Origin of the sequence: Novosphingobium sp. UBA1939 (genome assembly GCF_002336885.1) — a bacterium.
Classification (GTDB): Bacteria; Pseudomonadota; Alphaproteobacteria; order Sphingomonadales; family Sphingomonadaceae; genus Novosphingobium.
The window spans coordinates 13,483-32,582 of the sequence record NZ_DDFB01000063.1 but is presented as its reverse complement, the minus strand read 5'-3'; the positions used below and the strand labels follow the sequence as shown (position 1 = coordinate 32,582).

The window sequence follows — 19,100 nt, the reverse complement described above, 5'->3', positions numbered from 1 at the left end:
ATCCTGCCTTTCGTTCACGCCCGTTTACATTGAGCGCCGGGACCAGTCATCTGGCATGGGTGCTCCTCCGCCCACCGGTTGACGTCCTCAAGAATCGGCGTAGTGTGTCATGTTGACATGACACAGGACGACATGCGGTGAGATACTCTTCAGTTGGCGCTTACGTTAAAGCCGAAGTCATACCGGCAGGGATGGCAGTCGCTGAGGCCGCACGCCGATTAGGGATAGCCCGGCAAACTTTGCATACGTTTCTGACGGGTAAGGCAAAGCTCTCGGCAGATATGGCAGCACGGTTGGAGCGGTGTTTTGAAACGACTTCGGCAGAGCTGCTTGCCTTACAGGCGCAGATAGATGGCTCAACCGAGGTGGCGCGACAAGCAGCCAAGAACTCCGCCGGATACCTGACCATTGGCGCAACGGATATTGAAAGTTGGTCTCTTGCTAAACGTGTTTCGTCCCGAGCTGCGCTGCCTCTTCTCATTCGCCGGTTAGCCTTCGCCACCACGCCCGATTTAACAGGGCTAGATTTTCACGGCGAAGAAGAAGTCGAACGGCATGGCTGGGATGGCGAAACCACTAGCTCGCTAGGCTCAGAAAAGGTGCCCGTTGGCAGGTCCTGCTGGGAACTGAGTAATTCAGCAAACCTGCCGGGAAAGCCCAACGACGATATTCGCGCCCGAGAAGCTGCGCTCAGTCCGCAGAAACGCAAGGATATCACCTTTGTCTATGTGACTCCGCGCCGATGGGCCGGAAAGGAAGCATGGGCGGAAACTCAGCGTGCCTCGGGAAAATGGCGGGATGTGCGTGCATATGACGCCGATGACCTTTCTCAGTGGCTTGAATTGTCCGTGGCGACACAGATTTGGTTTGCGGAACAAATTGGTCGGTCCACGGATGGCGTAAGGTCGCTTGATCGCTGTTGGGTAGAGTGGGCGAGCGCAACGAAACCTGAACTGTCGCCCCGCCTATTTGAAGGCTCAATCAAAGCGAACGCATCAACAATAGATCGCTGGCTTGCAGATACAGGCGGACGACCGCTTGTGGTGACGGCGGACTCAATAGCTGAGGGCTTGGCGTGGCTGGCATGCGCCCTTAGCGGGCATGTAAGGGAAAGTGCCGTAGTTGCTTCGACCCCTGATGCGCTTCGCCGCACCGCCGCTGCGACCATGGGAAGCGTAATAGCCATCGACAATGAAGAAGTCGAAAAGGGTGCGGGGCCCTATCTGGCCTCGCATCACATCGCCGCGGTTCGCACTAAGAAAAGCATCGAGAAGGATACAGATATAGAGCTAGACCAAGCTGACTATGACTCTTTTAGATTGGCCCTTGAGGATATGGGTTATGCCCATGAAGAGGTGTCCGCGCTGAGCGCACAGACCGCCCAATCTCCGACAATTTTGCGTCGGCATCTCTCCACGCTTCCCGCATTGAAAAATCCCGATTGGTCCAAGGAGGGAAGTGCTCTCACACGCAAGCTCATCCCGATCTTGCTCGCGGGGGCCTGGAACAAATCGAATGAATGGGACCGAACGATCGTATCGAGTTTAGCGCAAGGCACGCCTTACGAACAGGTTGAACGGGACATGCTCGATCTCTTGGCATTGCCTGATGCGCCCGTCTGGGCGATTGGCAATTACAGAGGCATCGTATGCCGAAGAGATGCTCTCTTTGCGGTGCATTCCAGCCTGCTGGACGCCGATATTGAGGTGTTTCTCAAGGAAGCTGAGTTCATCCTTTCAGAGGACGATCCGGCCCTTGATCTCGAACCTGACAAGCGATGGTCGGCAGGCATTTACGGAAAAAAGCGCGAGATTTCGGGTTCACTGCGTCAAGCGATTGGCGACATGCTGGTGCTGCTTGCAGTATATGGCGACGAGCTAATTAAAGGCAGGCTGGACAAGATCGCCCCGCGAGTTGACCGGCTTGTGGAACGGTTGCTCTTGGGAAAGCCATACCGGAATCTGGTTGCGCTCTCCTCAGACATGCGGTCACTAGCCGAGGCATCTCCAAGCAGTTTCTTGACCGCTATCGAAGCCGATCTCGCCAAGGCGGATCCCCAAACTCTTTTGATGCTTCGACCAGTTTCACCGGGGGGCTTCGACAGCCCAGACCGCACTGGCCTGCTTTGGGCTCTGGAACTTCTTGCTTGGGACCCCGTCCATTATTTGCGGGTTGTGCGGATTTTGACGACACTGAGCGAAGTGCCGATCAACGACAACTACATGAATAAGCCGGAAAACTCGCTAGAATCCCTCGTGAGTTGCTGGCACCCAGAAACTTGCGTGGAGATTGATGGACGCATCGCGGCGTTGAAAGTGATTGTCGCTCAAAGTCCCGAGGTTGGGTGGTGCATTTGTCTGGCTCAGGTTGCCGAGCATCACCGTATGGCAACGCCTAATTCACGTCCAACCTATCGTTCGATCATGCGGTCAGGGCCACGCCGCATGACCGACGTCGAGATGTATAAGATGTGCGATGCTGCGCTGGACCTCATGCTTTCGTGGACCGCGCCAGACACAGAAAAGATCGGAGAATTGTTGAAGATCGCTGATCAACTGAGTGACACGGATCAGCAGCGGCTAACTGTCAAGATTGAGGAGTGGTTGGCGGCAAAACCCGGCGACGATGCCAAATCTGAACTTAGCGAGACGCTTCGATTGCTGGGATACTCTACTGGCAAAAAGCCGCCCAAAAACGCCGGCAGGATTTCAAAATATTTGTGCGATCTCGCCGATCGGCTTCAACCCGATGACCCGGTGCAAAAACACCGATGGCTTTTCGCGGAAAGTTGGGTTCACGAATCTCGCGTCGAGCTCGACGATGAAAAGTTTGACTACGAAAAGCGCGAGAAGCGCATCGCTGATATGCGCGATGCTGCGATGGCTGAAGTTTTTGCCGCCCGAGGTATCGTCGGCATTTTGGACCTTCTGAGCAACGGGAACGCTAGCTATGCAGTCGGCTGGCATCTATCGAAAGCAATAAATGCTGAGCAGACCATCGACTTGATTCGTGAGTTAATCTCGAACGACGACACGGAAATGCGTGCCAAGCGAATGACCTGTGCAAACGGCTTGTTGAACAGAGATGGGGAAGCTGGAGCACTCGAATATGCGTCGCAAGTGATGGCAACAAAGGACGGTATTTTGCCCGTCAACGACGATGCAGCAATTCGCCTGTTCCAGATTTGCCCCGTGAACAGTGCAACGTGGCGAATGCTGGAGGAGCAAAGGCCAGATCTAATCGCACGATATTGGCGGGAATTGGTCCCGAACGCTTGGCGGCTTGAAGCTGATGAGATGCAGGAGATGGTCGACAAGCTGCTAAGGGCAAATCGGCCTCGTGCAGCCTTTTGCAGCATCCGCTTCGAGGTTGAAAAGTTGGGTGGACCGACCTTGGCGAAGTTGATGCGATCACTGGTCGCTGGCGGCGATGAGGAAGAAGGAACCTACCAGCTTGATGGATACCGCCTCTCTGACGCGATGAAGCATCTGAACGCATCTCGCGAGCTGACAATAGATGAAATGGCTTCGCTTGAGGTGGCGTTGGTCGATCCTCTGACTCACAACGATTATGGCATCCCCAATCTAGAGAAAAAGATTTCGAGTGAGCCGGCCTCATTCGTCCAGCTAATCGCGCTGATGTATAAGCGGAAAGATGAACGAATTGATCCTGAACAGTTTCAAATACCGGAAGACGCGAACAAGGAAGCCATCTTCCACAACGTATATCGTGTCCTAAATTATATTCGGAGAACGCCGGGATCGAACGATGCGGGAGAAATCGACGTCGCTGCCTTGATACATTGGATCAAAGAGGTTCGGGCGCAATTGGCCGACCTTTCTCGCGGCGAAATAGGGGATCAATGCATCGGCCAACTTCTAGGCAGGTGTCAACCTGGCAAGGATGGCATTTGGCCGCATGAAGCGGTTCGAATCGCCTTGGAAAGCGTAGGCACAGAGCAAATCTCACGCGGCATGGAGTTGGGCGTCTATAACTCTCGTGGGGTCGTTTTCCGAGGGCATGGCGGCGATCAGGAGCGCGCTTTGGAAAGTAAATATCGAGCTTGGGCCGATGCTCTTGCGCCAAAGCACCCGTTTACTTCGCGGATGCTCTATAATATCGCTGACGGATACCGCCGCGATGCTGAGTGGCATGATACAGACGACAATGTTCGTCGACGAATTGGCAGAGCATAAAGGCGGGCGAACGCTATCAGGGTATATCAATGTCCGTTCTTCGCATTACACCGCCAGAAGCGGACAGTCAGGACCCAACAAGTTGTCGCGTAGTCGCTTCTCATTGCGTCCGTTCAACACGCTGAATTGCGGAACGGCTAACGCCGAACTCCTTGGCGAGTTCACCGAGCGACGCCCCCTCCTTGCGTCGCCGGCGGACCGTTTCCTGCTGTTCGCCCGTCAAGGCACTGGGACGTCCAAGTTTCTTCCCTTGTGCCTTCGCGCGCGACAAGCCCGCTTGTGTTCGTTCGACCAAAAGGTCGCGCTCGAACTCCGCCACAGCGGCGATCATCGCCATGGTCATTTTGCCGGCAGCGCTGGTAAGGTCTACACCGCCAAGCGCCAAGCAGTGAACCCGAACTTGCATCTCAGCGAGCTTTTCAACCGTGGCGCGCACATCCATCGCGTTACGACCCAGTCGGTCGAGCTTGGTTACGACCAACACGTCATGCCAGTCGAGTCGATCGATCAGCTTGCGAAAGCCCTCCCGCTCCATTGCTGGCGTCGAACCGGAAACCGTTTCTGCAATGACGCGTCTCGACTCGAGCTTGAAGCCGGCAGCCTCAATTTCGAGAACCTGATTTTTGTGGGTTTGGTCAACCGTGCTGACACGGCAATATGCAAATACGCGCGACATGACACACCTGTATCGAAAATGTGCCTCGAATTATGCGCTGTATCGAAACTGAGAGCAAGCTACTTTTCGAAACGGCCCAAATCCCTGTATTGAAAACGCTCATTTTCGAAACACCGGTCTCGGTAGTAGGCCAACTCGCCCCTTCGATTGCTGGGCGTCGCCCGAGGGGGCGATCCGGTAAGTCCGTTTCGGATCACTCGCACGGCCTAAGCCGCCGTACATTCACCAACGCAATCTGTGACCCGGATTGACCGAAGTTGGCGGACACTTCGGAATGACAGGTCACGAAATACAAATGGCGGAAAGCTGTCGCTCCAGCATTGAAATGCAAGGGGCAAACCCCGACCAGATTTGGCGGTTCACACCTGATCCGCGAATGGTCCGATCCCTCCGAAAGCGGCCCATCCCCAATAGTATGAAGCCGCACGCGGGCTCTGAGGAGCACCAGCGACATTTAGCGCGGTACCGACCCCTTCCGGGTGACATACCGGCAATTTGGAACGGACCCTTCCATAGACGTTGAGTTCGCGCGCGGCGTGCACATATGTCTTCCACCAACCCACCAATGGACTGAACATGGCCAACGAAGAACCTAAACGATTAGCTCACTCTAAAGAGGTTCTGCGGGAGCTCTTTGCCAAATCCGGCAACGTCTGCGCGTACCCGGGTTGCCAGCAGATGATGATAAACAAAACAGGGCAATTCATCGGCCAAATATGCCACATCGCAGGCGTACGTGGCGAGCGTTTCGACAAAGATATGTCAAACGAACAGCGGGCCGCGGCAGCTAACCTTATCCTGATGTGTTACGCTCACCACGTCGAGACCAACGACGTCAACGCATTCCCGATTGAGCGTTTGACCCGCATGAAACAGGAGCATGAGGCGCATTTCAGCGACCCCGGAATGCGGATGTATCGCGCCTATGTTGATCAAACGAGCCGCAAAACACTCGGGAAGGCGTCGACGGTACAGAGGCTGTGCCGCGTTCTGGGCTGGTCGTACACCCCCAGCGAAACGCGGGAGCTTGTAGACGATATTAACATCGTCGGTGAGCGGCTTAGTCGGCTCGACATTCAGAGTCGGTTATTCATCTGCGCAGTTATCGAGCGAGCGCGATGCGTTAAGGACTCGTACAACGCTCGTTCGATGGGTTGTCTATGGTTGAGATGGGACGACTTCACTGCGGCTACGACAGTGACGAATGAAGAGGTGCGTCGACATCTTGAGGCCCTTGAGGCTCATCGCCTTGGCAGGGAGGATCAGATCGCTGTGGGCGAGTATGAGGTGCCGGCGATCATGCTCTACGAGACGCCGATAGGTGGCTGGGATCTTTGGACAGCGATCGCAGAGTTTTGCGAAGTAAGCGGTGAGTCGCTTAGGACGATGATCGTCGATCTACAGTTTGATCGACTGGACTAGGCGCTCGGGGGCACGGACCGCGGGTCAGAATATCACGCGACTGGCGTCAAGGTGTGAGTGCCCCCGCATCGACCGCAGGTTGGCAGACGTCCGACAGCCGGACTGTCTCGCTTGGGATAGCAAGAAGGCATCGCTGTCGAGCTTCGAGTTCTGCCACCAGCAGACATTCGATTTACCGTGCCGGAATGACTGCAATGTCCCACGAATCCGCGTTCGCTGCTGGCGGCGGCCGACCAGAGTCAGTCGTTAAGCGTCGCCCCAGTGAACAACACCTCGCGCCGGAAGCTGCTGCTCGGACTGATCGTCACGGACAGTCGGCATACGCTTCAATTCCGACCATTCGGGAAGCAACTGGCTATTCCGAAGCTGCCTCTCGTCGGCTGCGGATGCAACAGAATTGGCAATAGGGTTGCGCGCATAAATTTTCCATGCTGATTTATACCCGTCGAGGAGCTGGCGTTTCCGCTTACACGGCCAGAGCGATAACGTTGCCGTCCCCGAACAATTGGGTAGCAGCATGCATTGCAGGATCGTTGAGAGCTTGCGTCGCAAGTACGGCGAGGCGCTTCTTCGGCCGCGATATGGCGACATAAAAGAGGTTGCGGCAGCGGTGAAAGCCGCCCGTGTTCTTGCCGGTGAATTTGGCGGTGGTGAGTAGCTCGAAAAACTGCGGCCAGTTGTAGTGATTCCAGCCACCGCTCAGGATGACAAGTACGTTTTCGAACTCGGCCCCCTTCACACTGTGCTGGGTGGCGAAGGGCGTGAAGCCGTTGATAAACTCGGTGACGGCGATAAGCTCGCGATATGGGGCGTTCCGCAGCTCACGGTAGCGCTTAAGCGATTTCGGCTCGTCCTCGGTCGGCTCGGGACCCAGCTTTGCGATATCTTCTTCTCGACCGACTATACGATCGCTCAACCGCGGCCGTCGTGTGCCTTTCAGATGGTCGATCAGTTCGCCGATGGTCCCGGTTTCCCGAAGCAAGATCAGCGCATCCATGTCGGCCTGCCATTGGGCCTTATCGGCTGTCTTCCGGATGGTCGGGATGCCGCCCATCAACCGGAACATCTCCCCGTAATTGCCCGCCTTGTAGGCGGCGCAGATCGGCTCGACGGTATCGGCCAGGAAGGCAATCGCGGCGTCTTCCTTCTTGGCGAAAGCCTCATTGCGGTCGAAAATCTGGGCGATATTCGGATAACCGCGCTCGGCCGCGATAGCGTTGTGGGTGAGCATCAGGATCTTCGTCCGTGCGGGATCGAAATCCCAGCCCTCGTCCTGTAGCGTCTGACGGACGCGCTCGATCGAAGCCGCGTGCGCATCTTCGGGCAATTCCTGTTTGCCGTTGCGGGAATCGACACGCGCGCCGGCAAACCCGTTAGTATGGAAAAAGCGAGCTTCGCCTTGCCCGTCAACGTCGTTGACTTCCTGCACAAGCTCCGGGCGCAGGCGGTTGAGCACATCCACGATGACCGGGACCGAGCGAAAGTTCGATCCCTTGGCGATGCCCTCGACGTTGGGAAGATCGAGGAGTGCATGGTCCTTGCGGTAAATCGTTTGCCAGTGATCGCCGAACAGCCCGGTGATCGGACCATCGCCCGGCGTGAAGAAATGATCGGCCAGCGCCGACATCACAAGCGGATCGGTGTCCTGATACTCGTCGATGAAAAGGACAGGGTACAGGCTTTTGAAAATTCGTTTGAATTTCGCGTTTGCTAGCAACGCTGCGAGGAAGCGCGGAACGTCGTCATGGTTGAGGGTGATCCGTTTCTCGTCGATCCCGAAGAACCCGAGATTGTAGTCCACCTGCTGATCCTGAATCCCGCCCGCCACCTCGATCGCCTCTTTGTAGGGCTCATGCGCGGCGACGAGTTCGCGCAAGGTCTTTTGAAAGCGCGAGATGAAAGCCCAGCCGAACCCGTGGATGGTATTGACGAGGATCGCCGGGTGTTCCTCGATCTCGTTGGCGATCTCCTGCCGAGCAACCTCCGTATAGGTGATGCAGGCAACCTTCTGCCCGGCGTGCATAAGTGCCGGACCGCTTTCTGCGATGATCTTCTTGAGGGCCGTTACGAGCGAATAGGTCTTGCCGGCTCCCGCGCCTGCTTCGAGCCGGAAATTCTGGCCGTTGCCGAGGCATTCGTCGAGCCGGGCCTGTGCCTTTTGGGCGGCTGCAACGGCCGGCGACGGTTGCCCGGTCACGCAACCCCCTCGGCCGCTGGCGCGTCAGCCCCACCCGGCGCTGGCGGAATGTCTTCGGGAACGATCGACGGCGGCGCCTCTGGCGGCGGCGGCGGCTCCGAGAGCCAAACGAGGCCTTCCTTGATGTATTTGGGAACGTTCCAGTCGGCCTCGATGATCGCGAAACGGATGGCCTCCTCGGATTTCTTGAAATCCTGTGCGGCATCAAAGGCGTTTTGCGCGGCAGCCGCATCGTCGGCGATGTCGAAGCGATCGAGGTTGGCAAGGATCAGCGCGTCTTCGTAACTCCGCGCGGTATGAACTGAACCGTCCTCGGGCATCTGGTAGGCGACGCGACAGAATCGACGTGTCTTTTCGGCGGGCGTCTTGGCGGTGAGCGCGGCGATCGAGATCATGGTGTCATCGAACCACGTTTTTAGGGCGTTATTCGAAGTCCGCTCCGCTTCCGCGCATGGGCATTTTCGGAGCTTGCCATCTAGCAGGCGCACGGCGTCGATGTCGGTGACGATGAGCGTCTTCAACTCGAGGAAGTCCAGCAGCGGATAGAAAACCTGCGCGTGCGCGCCACCTACCTCCATCGTCGTGATATATTGCCGGCAAAGCTTCGCTTCTGCGGGAAGCGTGTCGTCCACCAGTTTCAGGATGCGAGGCATCAGAATTTTTTCTGTCGCGCCTTCGACGAGGATCACCTTGTCGGCGAAATAGAGGTCGCACTTCGTCAGCGTCATATACTGCTGAAGGAAGTTACGATCGTCCGGCTCGATGGCAGCCGCGCCCTTGCGGAAATCCTTGACCTTCGTCCGCCGGACGCCTTGCGCGGCGGTCGGCTCGTTGAGGAAATACCGGATGGCGTCAAACTGCGCCGCGTTCGCTAGATGCGAGGAGTGCGTGGAGACGATGAACTGCACCTGCCAGACGGGCTCTCCGGGATATTTCTTCGAAAGCGTGGCTATGGCCTCGTTGAGCTGTGTGATGAAAACTTCCTGCATCTGGGGGTGCAGGTGCGCTTCCGGTTCCTCGATGAAGACGAGATGCGTCCCCGGGCGGGTGGCTGTGCTGCGATAGGTTTTGTGCAGGGCTTCGAGTTGAAGCAAGATATAGATCAAGTTGCGCGTTCCGAGGCCGTTGTAGCCTTCGGGCAGATGGACTCCATCCGTTCCTGTGTAGACAATCCGGGTGTTGTCGGTCAGTAGGCTCTCAACGTCGATCTGCGTTTGCGGGCGTAGCTCCGTGTCGTTGAGGCTCGGGAATCCGAATGAGTTCAGCGCTGGCAAAAGCCCATTAAGCTGATCGTCGAAATCGCCCTGCATGGTCTGCTCGATACCCGCGACGGCGGCCTTGAGCTGACTGGCGATTTCCTGATCGCCCGGTGATGCGTTGAGGTTGCTCGCGGTGCGAAAAAGCTTGTTGAGAAGCTTGCCGATCACGTCTGTGTCGCCTCGCTTGCCCATATCCAAGGTGCGCTGCGCCTTGACGAAGCCGGTCTGCAAAAGCGCCTTAAGTTCGGCGGCGCCGTCGAACGCCCGCCGATTGTTCGCGTCAGTCGGGTCAATCGCGAAACACTTGATCGAATATGCGGCGGAGATCGCGTCACGGAGGTGTCGGAACAGCACCTCGTTGGCGTTCTGCGCTCCGGCATCGTAGTCGGGAAGATCGAGCAGCGGCGCAAGTTTGTTGAGCGAGCAAGAGTATTCGATCATGGCGATGGCGCTGGTGCAGGCCGGGTCGAGGTCGATTATGAAGGGAGACAGGGGGCCGAGGTCGGCCTCTGTGCCATCATAGGTGAAGGTGAGGGTCAGCGCGATACGCGGGAGAGCTGCAAGGACCGCTTCCGGCTGACTGTCCGCCGCATCCCGCGCCGCCTTCGCCGTGATAAAATGCGCGCGGACGGCGGCCGAGAAGTCCTCCAGACGGAACGCGCCGACATGCTCCCCGAGAAACTTGTCGAACACCTCGGTGAGTGAGGTTTTCCCGCTATTATTACGGCCGACAATAACTGTGGTACCCTGCTCGATAGCGATATCCACGCTTTCAAGCAGGCGGAACCCTTCGACGCGCACGTTTGATAGCTTGAGCATGCCACCTCCTTTCGCAATCGTAGAGTCAGGCAAGATTTACTTCCACCAGAGATTGAAGCGTAGCACTCCGTCGCTCCCCAGAGGGCTATGGCGCAGATGTAGTTCTCCCGGTCATCGACCGTGGCGCACCAATCTACGCTGTAGCGCGCTACAGCGCGCCACGGCTTCCAAGGCTGCGATAGCCTGCTATACAGGGGTATTCTGTCCAGTGTGTCCAACGGCCTGGACATGGGAGAAAGGGCCTTCCCGGCCCGCCGAATGGCCGGTTTCGGCCTAGCCGGACATTTGCGGACTGGATGCTGTACGGCGGCCGGACCTTCATAAAGCGTGTCGCAGAAACAGGTAGATTCATGGCCCATAAGCGGGACGGTACGCCGTTTAAGGGGGTCGCGCATGAAGTTGATGGCCGCAAAGTGCGATAAAGGCGTCGGCGACTAATTCGCGTCCCGCAGCGACCAGCTGGCTTTGATCGGTCGCTGAGTATGTTTGGTGAACTTCAGATTTCCTCGGACGTGGGCTATCGCGTTGTTCGGTTCGCGCACACGGCCGCCTCAACCTACATCGGGAATTTTCGTGAGCATAGAACGAAGCATGCTGAGGGCACTGATCTTTCGGCTGGAACTTTCACCACGATCTACCCGCACGTTGAAAAAACGGTGGGGGTAGGAATCGGCATGAGATGCAGGCGGGGTGTGTCGTAGACCTGTAGACGGGCATGAGTAGCGTGTCATGTTGACATTAACATGGCCACACGAGCCACATACCCGCCGACCGACGAAAATTTTTCGTCGCACAGGTGATGCTTTTTCGCGCTAGCGCCGCTGGTGCGCGCGGGTAACAATCGTGCAATCTCCAAATGTCTTGTTGCCGTTGGTCTGGCGAATGCTCCGCCAGCGCCGTTCGATCTCGCTATGGATCGGGGCAGAAATCGCGCCACGCTGGCAAGCGCATTTCATTCTGACCTGATCGCGCACTTGCGCGGCGATGTGCTTGCCCTCGCCAATCGAGAACATCACGTCTCCAAGCTCCATGAATGACAACATCTCGATCAGGCGCGTCACGCTGCCCGGCGCATGGTTGACCTGCACCAGATCGTATCCATTCCAAACCCGGCTCGGCACAGGGTTTTTGGCGTAGGCAGGCAGCTTGCTCATGTAGCAACCCAACGTCGCCAAGTCCTTCGGGGTCTTGCCGACTTCCTTCACTACCACGCTTGGCGCTCCAATCGAGTTGGAAAGGGCAGAACGGCTCCGCATGGATTCCTGCAGCGTTTCGGCATCGATCGTTTCGCCTTGCCGTGCATGACCGAGAAAGTGGATGTGCGGTGTGACGCGCTTTCCGCGCTCACCGGCGATGTTCTTCCACGTGTCGAACTCCAGCACTCCGGTGCCTTCCACACGAGACCGCCGTAGATGCTGGCTTGCCATGTTCCGACATGCAACCGTGTCAATCTCCGGCTTGCGTTCCCACGTTATCGGGGCGTCCCAAGCCATTGTGATCCAAACACGCTCGCGGTCAGGGTATTGCTCGAAGTCCGCGAGCAGCGCATCGATCCATGCATAAGCCGCCCACTTCCGCACGAACATGTTGCTGAGCAGAGCGCGATCTGCCAGCTTTCCTTTGGTGACCAGATGCAAGAACCGCTGGTCGCCTTGTTCAAGGCTCCAGCGGCCAATATCCATATGGTGTCGGTCGTAAAAGGTCTTGCGGATGGTATCCGCCTTGTTGCGCAGTTCGCTGCGCGCGATTTCGATCTCGGTCATGTCGGGCTCTCGGCTTTTTCGCGGTAGCGTCCGCTGGCACCAGTTTACGGGTTTGCCGCTGGACCAAGTTCTGCGCGGCATCTGCGCCTCGCCTTCACCGCGCAAAATAAATGTTGGGGCGGCACTCTGCACCGCCCCGTTGTGGCTTAACGCAGCTTGATCAGCGGAACCGTCACATCGGTGAGACCAAGGCGGCGCTGTTCTTCAAACCAGAAGTGAAGCAAGCCATCGGGGTGAACCGGGGGGCGGCTCGAGCGACAGGCCTTCTTCATTGCAACCTCAGCGGCAGTGATCGCGCCGACCATCATCGACTTTCCTTCGCCGACGAACCCCAGTGCCTTCTTGGTCGGCAGCAAGGAGCGCGTCATCAAGGTCATCAGTCCCCTGAGCCGCCGGGCTGATGCCTTATTCCAACCATCCGGGACACGGGCCTCATGCGTACCCTCCAGAAAGGGAAGGTGCACCATGGAGGGGCGGAACATGTCGTGGAGGGCCTTCTTGAGCGCCGCCTGATCGTTAGGTTCGTACCACACGGTCGAAATCGGGCCGCAAAACCCCGTATTGCTGATACGCGACTTGGTACTGACGCGCTGCACCATCGCGCGCGCGTTTGCGCCAAAGATGAGCGCTCGCGCCTCGACAGCCATGCCAAACCCGGTCGGATCCGACGACCGCGGCACCGGCGCACAGGATATGGTCATGATCGTGTTCACATCCGCCTTTGCGTAAAAGCGCAGGGCCGTACGAGCCTTCGGAACGTCAATCACAACCTTCGATCCGGGCACGACGTCGACAATCGTTGAGCGAACCGCCCACTGTTCGTTGGCCTGCGCGATACGGGCGGACAAGGCTGTCATCACCGTCTCTTCAGTACGCTTCATTTGGCCGAAATTGGCCATGCTCAAATCGGTGATGGAACCCTCCAGTCCAGTGATGGCCGAATAGACGGCGCGCATGTGGGGGTCGTCGGCGCAAGCGAATCCGAGAATGCGATCGATCTCGCTCTTCGCGGTGATGGGATTGCTTTGCGGCATGGTGGTGCCAACAACGTTGTTTACCTTGCGGCGCTTCTTGCCGCGGAGATGCTTCGGCTTAGGCAAAGTGAATTCCTCTAATGTTTAGGCCACGGCCGAGCACGATTCCTCGGGCGGTGGATTTTTCGATGGGATAGGGGCGGGGCAGTGAAGCGAATCCCGACCTCAGGTCTGGCTAGCGCAGCTTAGTGGGCATTAGATGCGCCATCGGTCCTTCAACTTCGGCAGAATTATCGGCAGAAGAATGAGGATAAAACTGCTCTAGAAAGCGGCTGATATGGTCCGACAGCGGCACGGAAAACATACCGTGCCATCGCCGTGGCGGATAAGCCTCGCCCTCAGCCTGGCTCGCCTTCTCGGTCTCGAATTCGCTGTTCGCCGCCCGATCAACCCGATACGTCGCTGCGGGGAGGCCGATGTCGCCAATGTTGCGCCTCGACATCACACGTCTCCCTCCCCAGCTAAACGTTTGACACTCTCCATCGTGACGCCCGTGAAGCGCCCGATTTTTCGCCTTGCCAAAACGCCACTTTTGAGGTGCTTGAACAGGGTGGTCCGGCCGACCCCCAGCAGACGGCATGCGGTTCTCGTATTGACGAGAAAGGGTTGAAAATCAGACATTTACTTACACTCCGCCGCGCCTCAAGCCCCATTGGCTTTCTTCGTAATCAGCGCGGTGGAGAGATCTAAAACACCAGATTCGTGCCGGAATCCAAGGGAAATCCGGAGAAATTCAGAGAAATTACCACTTTGAGTGTGTCTAGCCCATTTCGTTTATGGCGCGCGCCTCCCTGCAGCGATTACGGATTGCCGAAATAGCAGATTGGACGGTTGAAAAATCAAGTAATACTTGATCATCATCTCTTGTAAATATTCTCTCATTAATAATGTGATGAAATTTCTCAGCACTTAGATCAAGATTCATCTCATTTTCTTCAATAAAAACTGCAACCTCCGCAATCCATGCGTCCCACGCCGGCAATCTCTTTCTACCTTTTGTTGTCTTTCTTATATTTTCAAAATAGTTGATGGGTTCCTCATCAATAACGGAATTTTCACCAGCCGCGCGCACGTCATGTGCCTGCTCGGCGGACGAGAGTGGAAAAATAGCCAGATCGCGCATGATCTCGACGCCATTGGCAGCTCTGCAAAGCGCGCGATCCGATGACGTACCGGCCTTCACAGACTTTACGCCCACAAGCGCACCAGCTACCCAATCTATCTTGGACGCATCAATGTTCCAACCGTCGCGTTTTTGCCAATGATCCGCTGGCAGGTGCTGCGGCCGGAATCGTTTCTTAATCGGAGGTGGTTCTTGAGATCGCCGTTCGCGCGCAGCCTTTATGAGCGCAGCCTTTTCTTCTGGGGTGCATGATCGAGGAACCAGCACCCATCTTGAGGAATTCCAAACAACATTATCCACATCAGTTGGATTAAAGTGCCTTTGGCAGCGGAGCTGCAATCTCCCATCGGAAAGCAAATCCAACACGCTCTCTTTCGCCGCAGCATGCGAGAGCGAATTTGCAGCGGCCAACAAGTCCACCGCTTCCAACATAGACAACCACTGCTTGGGAACATCCTCCCCCTTTCCGTCGTCGTGGTCCCCCCATTCGTCAGTCATAGAAGCTCCATGGATCAGCAATCGGGCTATATTGGGTATTTCCCAGGAGCCCGGTCAAGGATCAATGGATTTCAGAGAGCTTTATCCGGTCGAGCCTTTGCAGTGATCCATTGTTGCGCTGACTGGAAGGGGGCGAGAGTCTGCCACCAAGGCCCCGATCACATCTCCCGGGTTTCGCCGTCACTTCGAGTTTTGCCTGACGCGATGCTTCTTTGCCGGTAGCGATGGCACGCGACTTCGCCAGCCAGAACGATGATGCCGACGCCGACCGGCCCCATCACCGAACGCACGTGGCGCGATGTCGTCGGGGCCAAGGCAAGGCCATCAACGAACACTTCGAGGGCGATGACGGCAATGCCGGCAGCCAGAATCTTCCATGCGGGAGTGCCGGTGGCCACAGCGTGCAAGTCTGCTCCCAGATGACCTTCGCGTGCCCATCGGGCCGTGAGGAGAGGTATGGCCAAGATCAGGGCAAATCGTGCAGCGGCCGGACTGTCCATCTGCAGGGAGGCGAGGCCTGCTATCAACGAGGCGAGGATGACATAAGGCATCGATACTGCTCCTTCGTTGGGGCATCGTGGATGGCACGTTCGCGGCTCTGCGCTTTGGCGTCAGGCCCACTGCCCGGGATCACTGCCTTCTCCCTTCGATGTGCCGCTGGTTCTCCGCCAAGATGTCGGCGTAGGGTCTACCGTCGATCTTGAAGCGCCCAATCAATTCCCGACTGGTCATGCCGGTGCCCTCGAGCGAGTCCGGGAGATCCTCGAGGCTGACCTGATAGCCCTCACCGGTGTCGGTGATACGGAAGTAGAAGCGATCCATGGTGACGCTGTAGGACCGGCCATCACGGCCGACCTTGATCAGATTGTACGACGCCGCGCACACAACAAAGTTGGAACCCGTCACGGCAGGGTGAGGCACGCCCAGATCGCCATACTGTCCATCGCTGCCGATGATGACGCGGGCGAAGGGATAGTTCTGCGACCACGTGCCGACCAGATCGGCGGCCATCTTGCGCATGCGGCTATCGAGACAGAGGTCAGTTGCCTTGGCGGGACTGATGGCGCTGGCCGGTTGCAACGCGGAGGCTAGAACAGCCAACGAAGTGGTGAGCATCGGCGAGTCCTCCAGCGCCGGTCAGTTACTATGCGGCGCATAGAGATCGTCTTCGGTGGGAGACGTCTGTTTGCGCTGGGGTGTATCGGCGGCAGCGGCCTCTGCGGCTTCCGCTGCGGCATCGTCCACCGGTGCCGCTTGCTCGGCTTCGGATCGCCCGGCAGGTGCGGGCGCAGCCTCGTCCTTGTTGCGTGCGGCGGGAGGGTGGCCGTTGATGAGGATGCCGTCGTATATACTGGCCTTGTCGACCTCGATGGTGAATCCGCCCGTATCCGGGTCCTGCGTGGGCTGGGCAAAGTTGATGTTCCAGCGCAAATTCGGAATCGTCACGATATCCTGACCGGCCTGCGTGGAACTCGCATCGATCTGGAAGTTGGCGCCGCAGGTAATCTGCGTGATCGGCAGCGGTGACGCTGGATCGCTGTAAAGCCCCACGTCGTGGAATGTCACGTTGGCGTCAGCTATAGGCTTGACCATGTCGACGCCAAAGAGCGCGGCCATGATCACCCCGTCAGCGTTGGCTTTCAGCATGATGTTGCGGGTTTCCTTGCCCACGACATCCTGCACATCTTCTCTCTGGCAGGCGCGATAGGCCGCCGGAGCATCGGCTTCTCCCGTTGCAGCGGAAGACGCCTGCTCGCTCGCATCCGATGTGGAGGTGTCATTCTTCGCGCAGGTCACCAGCACGGTGACAAGCGTAACCGCGATCAGGATCACCTTGCCGGCCAGCGGCAAGTCCTGCCACCATCCGCCGGTTGGAAGATTCGCGATAGGATCATGGGAAGGCGTCTTCTGGCGCGGGGCTTCCTTGTCATAGTCATAGGGGCCGGAGGAGCCGGCGTTATCATACCCGGTCCCATGATAGCGCGGAGGGCCGTCGATCCGCTCGAGCATGTTGGGCGTTGCTCCGGACGCGGGGCGTGTCTGGGATACGCGCTCCTGTCCCCGGTTGCGCTGCGCCGCCATGGCCAGTTGCTCGAGCGAAGGGGTGGCGATCGTATCGCGGATGGCATGCACGATCTGCTTGAACTGGTCTGCTTGACCCTTGGCGAAGAACACGGTGTTCTCGTCGGATTCGGTGCCGGGGTGTCGGGACGGGTTACCCGCAAGCGTGAGGATCATCCGGCCCCGCGCCACCAAGCCGGCGGGGTGGAATTGTACCGACTTGATGCTCGAGAGCGGAATGAACTGTTCCGAGGCCGCCGCATCGAAGAGCATCCCGCCGCGTCGACGCGTGATCACCAGATGATGATCGAACAAATCGACGGCGGCGTTGTGGCCATAAGCGCGGATCAGCACCATGACAGGTCTCCCCCGTTGGCATTGGCGTGGGGGCCGTCAGGCCTGATGGCGAATGAACTGGATCGGGAACGATACCCCTGCTGCACACGTGCCTCCCTGTTCAACGGAGGCACCGGGCAAAGCCGGGTGTTCAGAACCCTGCGTACACACAAGGCGTCGCCGCCTTTAGGCGAGCCTTGGACATGCGCGACGACCACCCGGCCGAGGAATCTCGACCGGCGTGTACGATTTGAGGTTCTGACGCCTCCCCTGCGGGACTGACCGCAGGTAACGGTGCTATGCGGCGAAGGCCGCGATTGTTCAAGACCGCGTTGGTCTTCAAGACGATGCCGGCCCATGGTCACAGGTCCATCGCGGTCATGATGGTGATGACCCGGCACGTGGCCGTCTCGTCAGCCGGATCGGGTGAGCCGAACTCGAGGTTCACGTCGTAGGCATCTATCTTCCAAAAGAAGCGTTCCCCGTTGAGCACGACCTCGCCGAAGTCGTGTTCGCCCCACGGATCGTTGCCGGGTCGGAAGTCGTCGAACTCCCGGATCAGGCGAAGCAGTTCGGGCAATTCCCCGGCGGCTTGCACCGTCACTGCCCGGGTTAGGACGTATTTTCCTCCAAGACCGGTCTTGCGCAGCCGGTCGTTCAGTTCCTGTATCCTGCGCGTCTTCGGATCGCGCGTCACATCCTCATGGCGGACCATGTCAGGGATTCCCTCTTTGATGGTGGTTGGTAGGTAGGGCGCACCGCGCAGCGGAACCGAGCCAACATTCGGCGTTGGTTCCGTTGCACGGCATCCCTAATCCCTACTTGCGCTTGCCGGCGGCGCGGACCTGTTCGAGCAACGTGTCGAGCGCGGGCTTGGCGGCGATGGCCTGCGCCATGGCCTTGCCGAACGGAGCGACGGTTGCCGTGAGGTCGTTCTGCTCGAATGCCTGCGCCAGCTTTTCGGCCGGAATGTGGATAGGCACGAACAACGCAAGGCTTTCCTCGTCGCGGGCGAAGCCCTGCTGCCACAAGGCCCCCACCGCCTTGTCATCGCGGATGATCGCTTCTGCGTATTCCTGCAGGCCCCGGCGGAACACCAGTTCGACGCACAGGAACGAGGGACCGGTCTTGGTCGCGGCGGCAATCCAGGTGTGTTCGTTACCTTCCTCGTCCGCCGAGATTTCCGATATCTGCAACCACATGTCGCCGGTGCCGACGCCACGGGCCATCTTCCAGTCCGGACAGACCACTTGCGTCATCCAGTCGTTCTCGATGATCTGCCACGGGTCCTTCACCACCTTCTCGATCGCCAGATGGCCTTCGGTCATCATCCGTTCGCTCAAGGGACCGGCGGCGTGGAAGAAGTCGGCTTCGATCTGGCCAATGGTCCGCACCACCCGGGCCGCCCATTCGTGATCCTGCTGCTTGGCGACTTTGGCGCGATGATCGTGGTTCATGTCTTCAATCCTTCTGCACAGAGGGAGGGCCACCAAGGGGACCTCCTCCGGTTCGACACCGGTCTTGCAGCAGGTTGCGATCATCGTGGGGCTCGGTGTCCCCGAACGATGGCGCGAACAGTCACCCGGTCAGGACACCCCTGACCATCCCCTTCGCGGAACTCGTTTCGAGAATGCGCCAACACCGGATCGGGCAGCGGCATGACCCGCAAGCCACACCACCGGCCAACGCGGCTGGCGCAGCACAATATTAGCGGAA

At 58.0% G+C, this 19,100-nt stretch carries 15 protein-coding genes; 2 read left to right on the top strand and 13 right to left on the bottom strand.

Annotation, left to right across the window (positions count from 1 at the left end):
• Positions 1–191: 191 nt before the first annotated feature.
• Positions 192–4,196 carry a helix-turn-helix transcriptional regulator gene (locus B3547_RS09255; protein WP_292962363.1) on the top strand — a complete coding sequence of 1,335 codons (4,005 nt, stop codon included), beginning with the start codon at positions 192–194 and terminating at the stop codon, positions 4,194–4,196.
• A 100-nt stretch (positions 4,197–4,296) separates the two neighbouring features.
• Here B3547_RS09255 and B3547_RS09250 read toward each other — a convergent pair whose 3' ends face one another.
• A complete protein-coding gene (locus B3547_RS09250) occupies positions 4,297–4,872 on the bottom strand; it encodes a recombinase family protein (RefSeq protein WP_292962360.1) in 576 nt (191 codons plus the stop codon).
• 576 nt (positions 4,873–5,448) lie between these two features.
• On the opposite strand from B3547_RS09250, the gene B3547_RS09245 reads away from it, so the two are divergent.
• Positions 5,449–6,294, top strand: coding sequence for a hypothetical protein (locus B3547_RS09245; RefSeq protein WP_292962358.1), 846 nt, complete (start codon positions 5,449–5,451; stop codon positions 6,292–6,294).
• A gap of 466 nt (positions 6,295–6,760) precedes the next feature.
• Here the strand turns inward: B3547_RS09245 and B3547_RS09240 are convergent, their stop codons facing one another.
• The 12 genes from B3547_RS09240 to B3547_RS09185 form a co-directional block, all read right to left on the bottom strand.
• Positions 6,761–8,491 (bottom strand): UvrD-helicase domain-containing protein, encoded by a 1,731-nt coding sequence (locus B3547_RS09240; RefSeq protein ID WP_292962356.1) that lies wholly within the window; start codon positions 8,489–8,491, stop codon positions 6,761–6,763.
• Complete coding sequence (locus tag B3547_RS09235) at positions 8,488–10,569, bottom strand: ATP-dependent nuclease (RefSeq protein ID WP_292962354.1); 2,082 nt, start codon at positions 10,567–10,569, stop codon at positions 8,488–8,490. Before B3547_RS09235 ends, B3547_RS09240 begins: the two co-directional genes overlap by 4 nt.
• Before the next feature lie 812 nt (positions 10,570–11,381).
• On the bottom strand, positions 11,382–12,332 hold the full coding sequence (locus B3547_RS09230) for a hypothetical protein (RefSeq protein WP_292962352.1): 951 nt from the start codon (positions 12,330–12,332) through the stop codon (positions 11,382–11,384).
• A 146-nt stretch (positions 12,333–12,478) separates the two neighbouring features.
• Positions 12,479–13,432 carry a hypothetical protein gene (locus tag B3547_RS09225; protein WP_292962350.1) on the bottom strand — a complete coding sequence of 318 codons (954 nt, stop codon included), beginning with the start codon at positions 13,430–13,432 and terminating at the stop codon, positions 12,479–12,481.
• 109 nt (positions 13,433–13,541) lie between these two features.
• The gene (locus B3547_RS09220) at positions 13,542–13,808 is read right to left on the bottom strand and encodes a hypothetical protein (RefSeq protein WP_292962348.1); all 267 of its coding nucleotides are present in this window, start codon (positions 13,806–13,808) and stop codon (positions 13,542–13,544) included.
• Positions 13,808–13,987, bottom strand: coding sequence for a DNA-binding protein (locus B3547_RS09215; protein WP_292962346.1), 180 nt, complete (start codon positions 13,985–13,987; stop codon positions 13,808–13,810). The genes B3547_RS09220 and B3547_RS09215 overlap by 1 nt, the downstream gene beginning before the upstream one ends.
• Positions 13,988–14,126: 139 nt before the next feature.
• On the bottom strand, positions 14,127–14,987 hold the full coding sequence (locus B3547_RS09210; protein ID WP_292962344.1) for a hypothetical protein: 861 nt from the start codon (positions 14,985–14,987) through the stop codon (positions 14,127–14,129).
• Positions 14,988–15,145: 158 nt separating this feature from the next.
• On the bottom strand, positions 15,146–15,538 hold the full coding sequence (locus tag B3547_RS09205; protein WP_292962342.1) for a hypothetical protein: 393 nt from the start codon (positions 15,536–15,538) through the stop codon (positions 15,146–15,148).
• Between the two features lie 79 nt (positions 15,539–15,617).
• Positions 15,618–16,103: a hypothetical protein gene (locus B3547_RS09200; RefSeq protein ID WP_292962340.1), complete on the bottom strand. Its 486-nt coding sequence runs from the start codon at positions 16,101–16,103 to the stop codon at positions 15,618–15,620.
• Between the two features lie 21 nt (positions 16,104–16,124).
• A complete protein-coding gene (locus B3547_RS09195) occupies positions 16,125–17,405 on the bottom strand; it encodes a hypothetical protein (RefSeq protein WP_292962338.1) in 1,281 nt (426 codons plus the stop codon).
• A 340-nt stretch (positions 17,406–17,745) separates the two neighbouring features.
• Positions 17,746–18,099: a DUF3768 domain-containing protein gene (locus tag B3547_RS09190; RefSeq protein ID WP_292962335.1), complete on the bottom strand. Its 354-nt coding sequence runs from the start codon at positions 18,097–18,099 to the stop codon at positions 17,746–17,748.
• A gap of 103 nt (positions 18,100–18,202) precedes the next feature.
• Positions 18,203–18,841 carry a hypothetical protein gene (locus B3547_RS09185; protein WP_292962333.1) on the bottom strand — a complete coding sequence of 213 codons (639 nt, stop codon included), beginning with the start codon at positions 18,839–18,841 and terminating at the stop codon, positions 18,203–18,205.
• Positions 18,842–19,100: the final 259 nt, after the last annotated feature.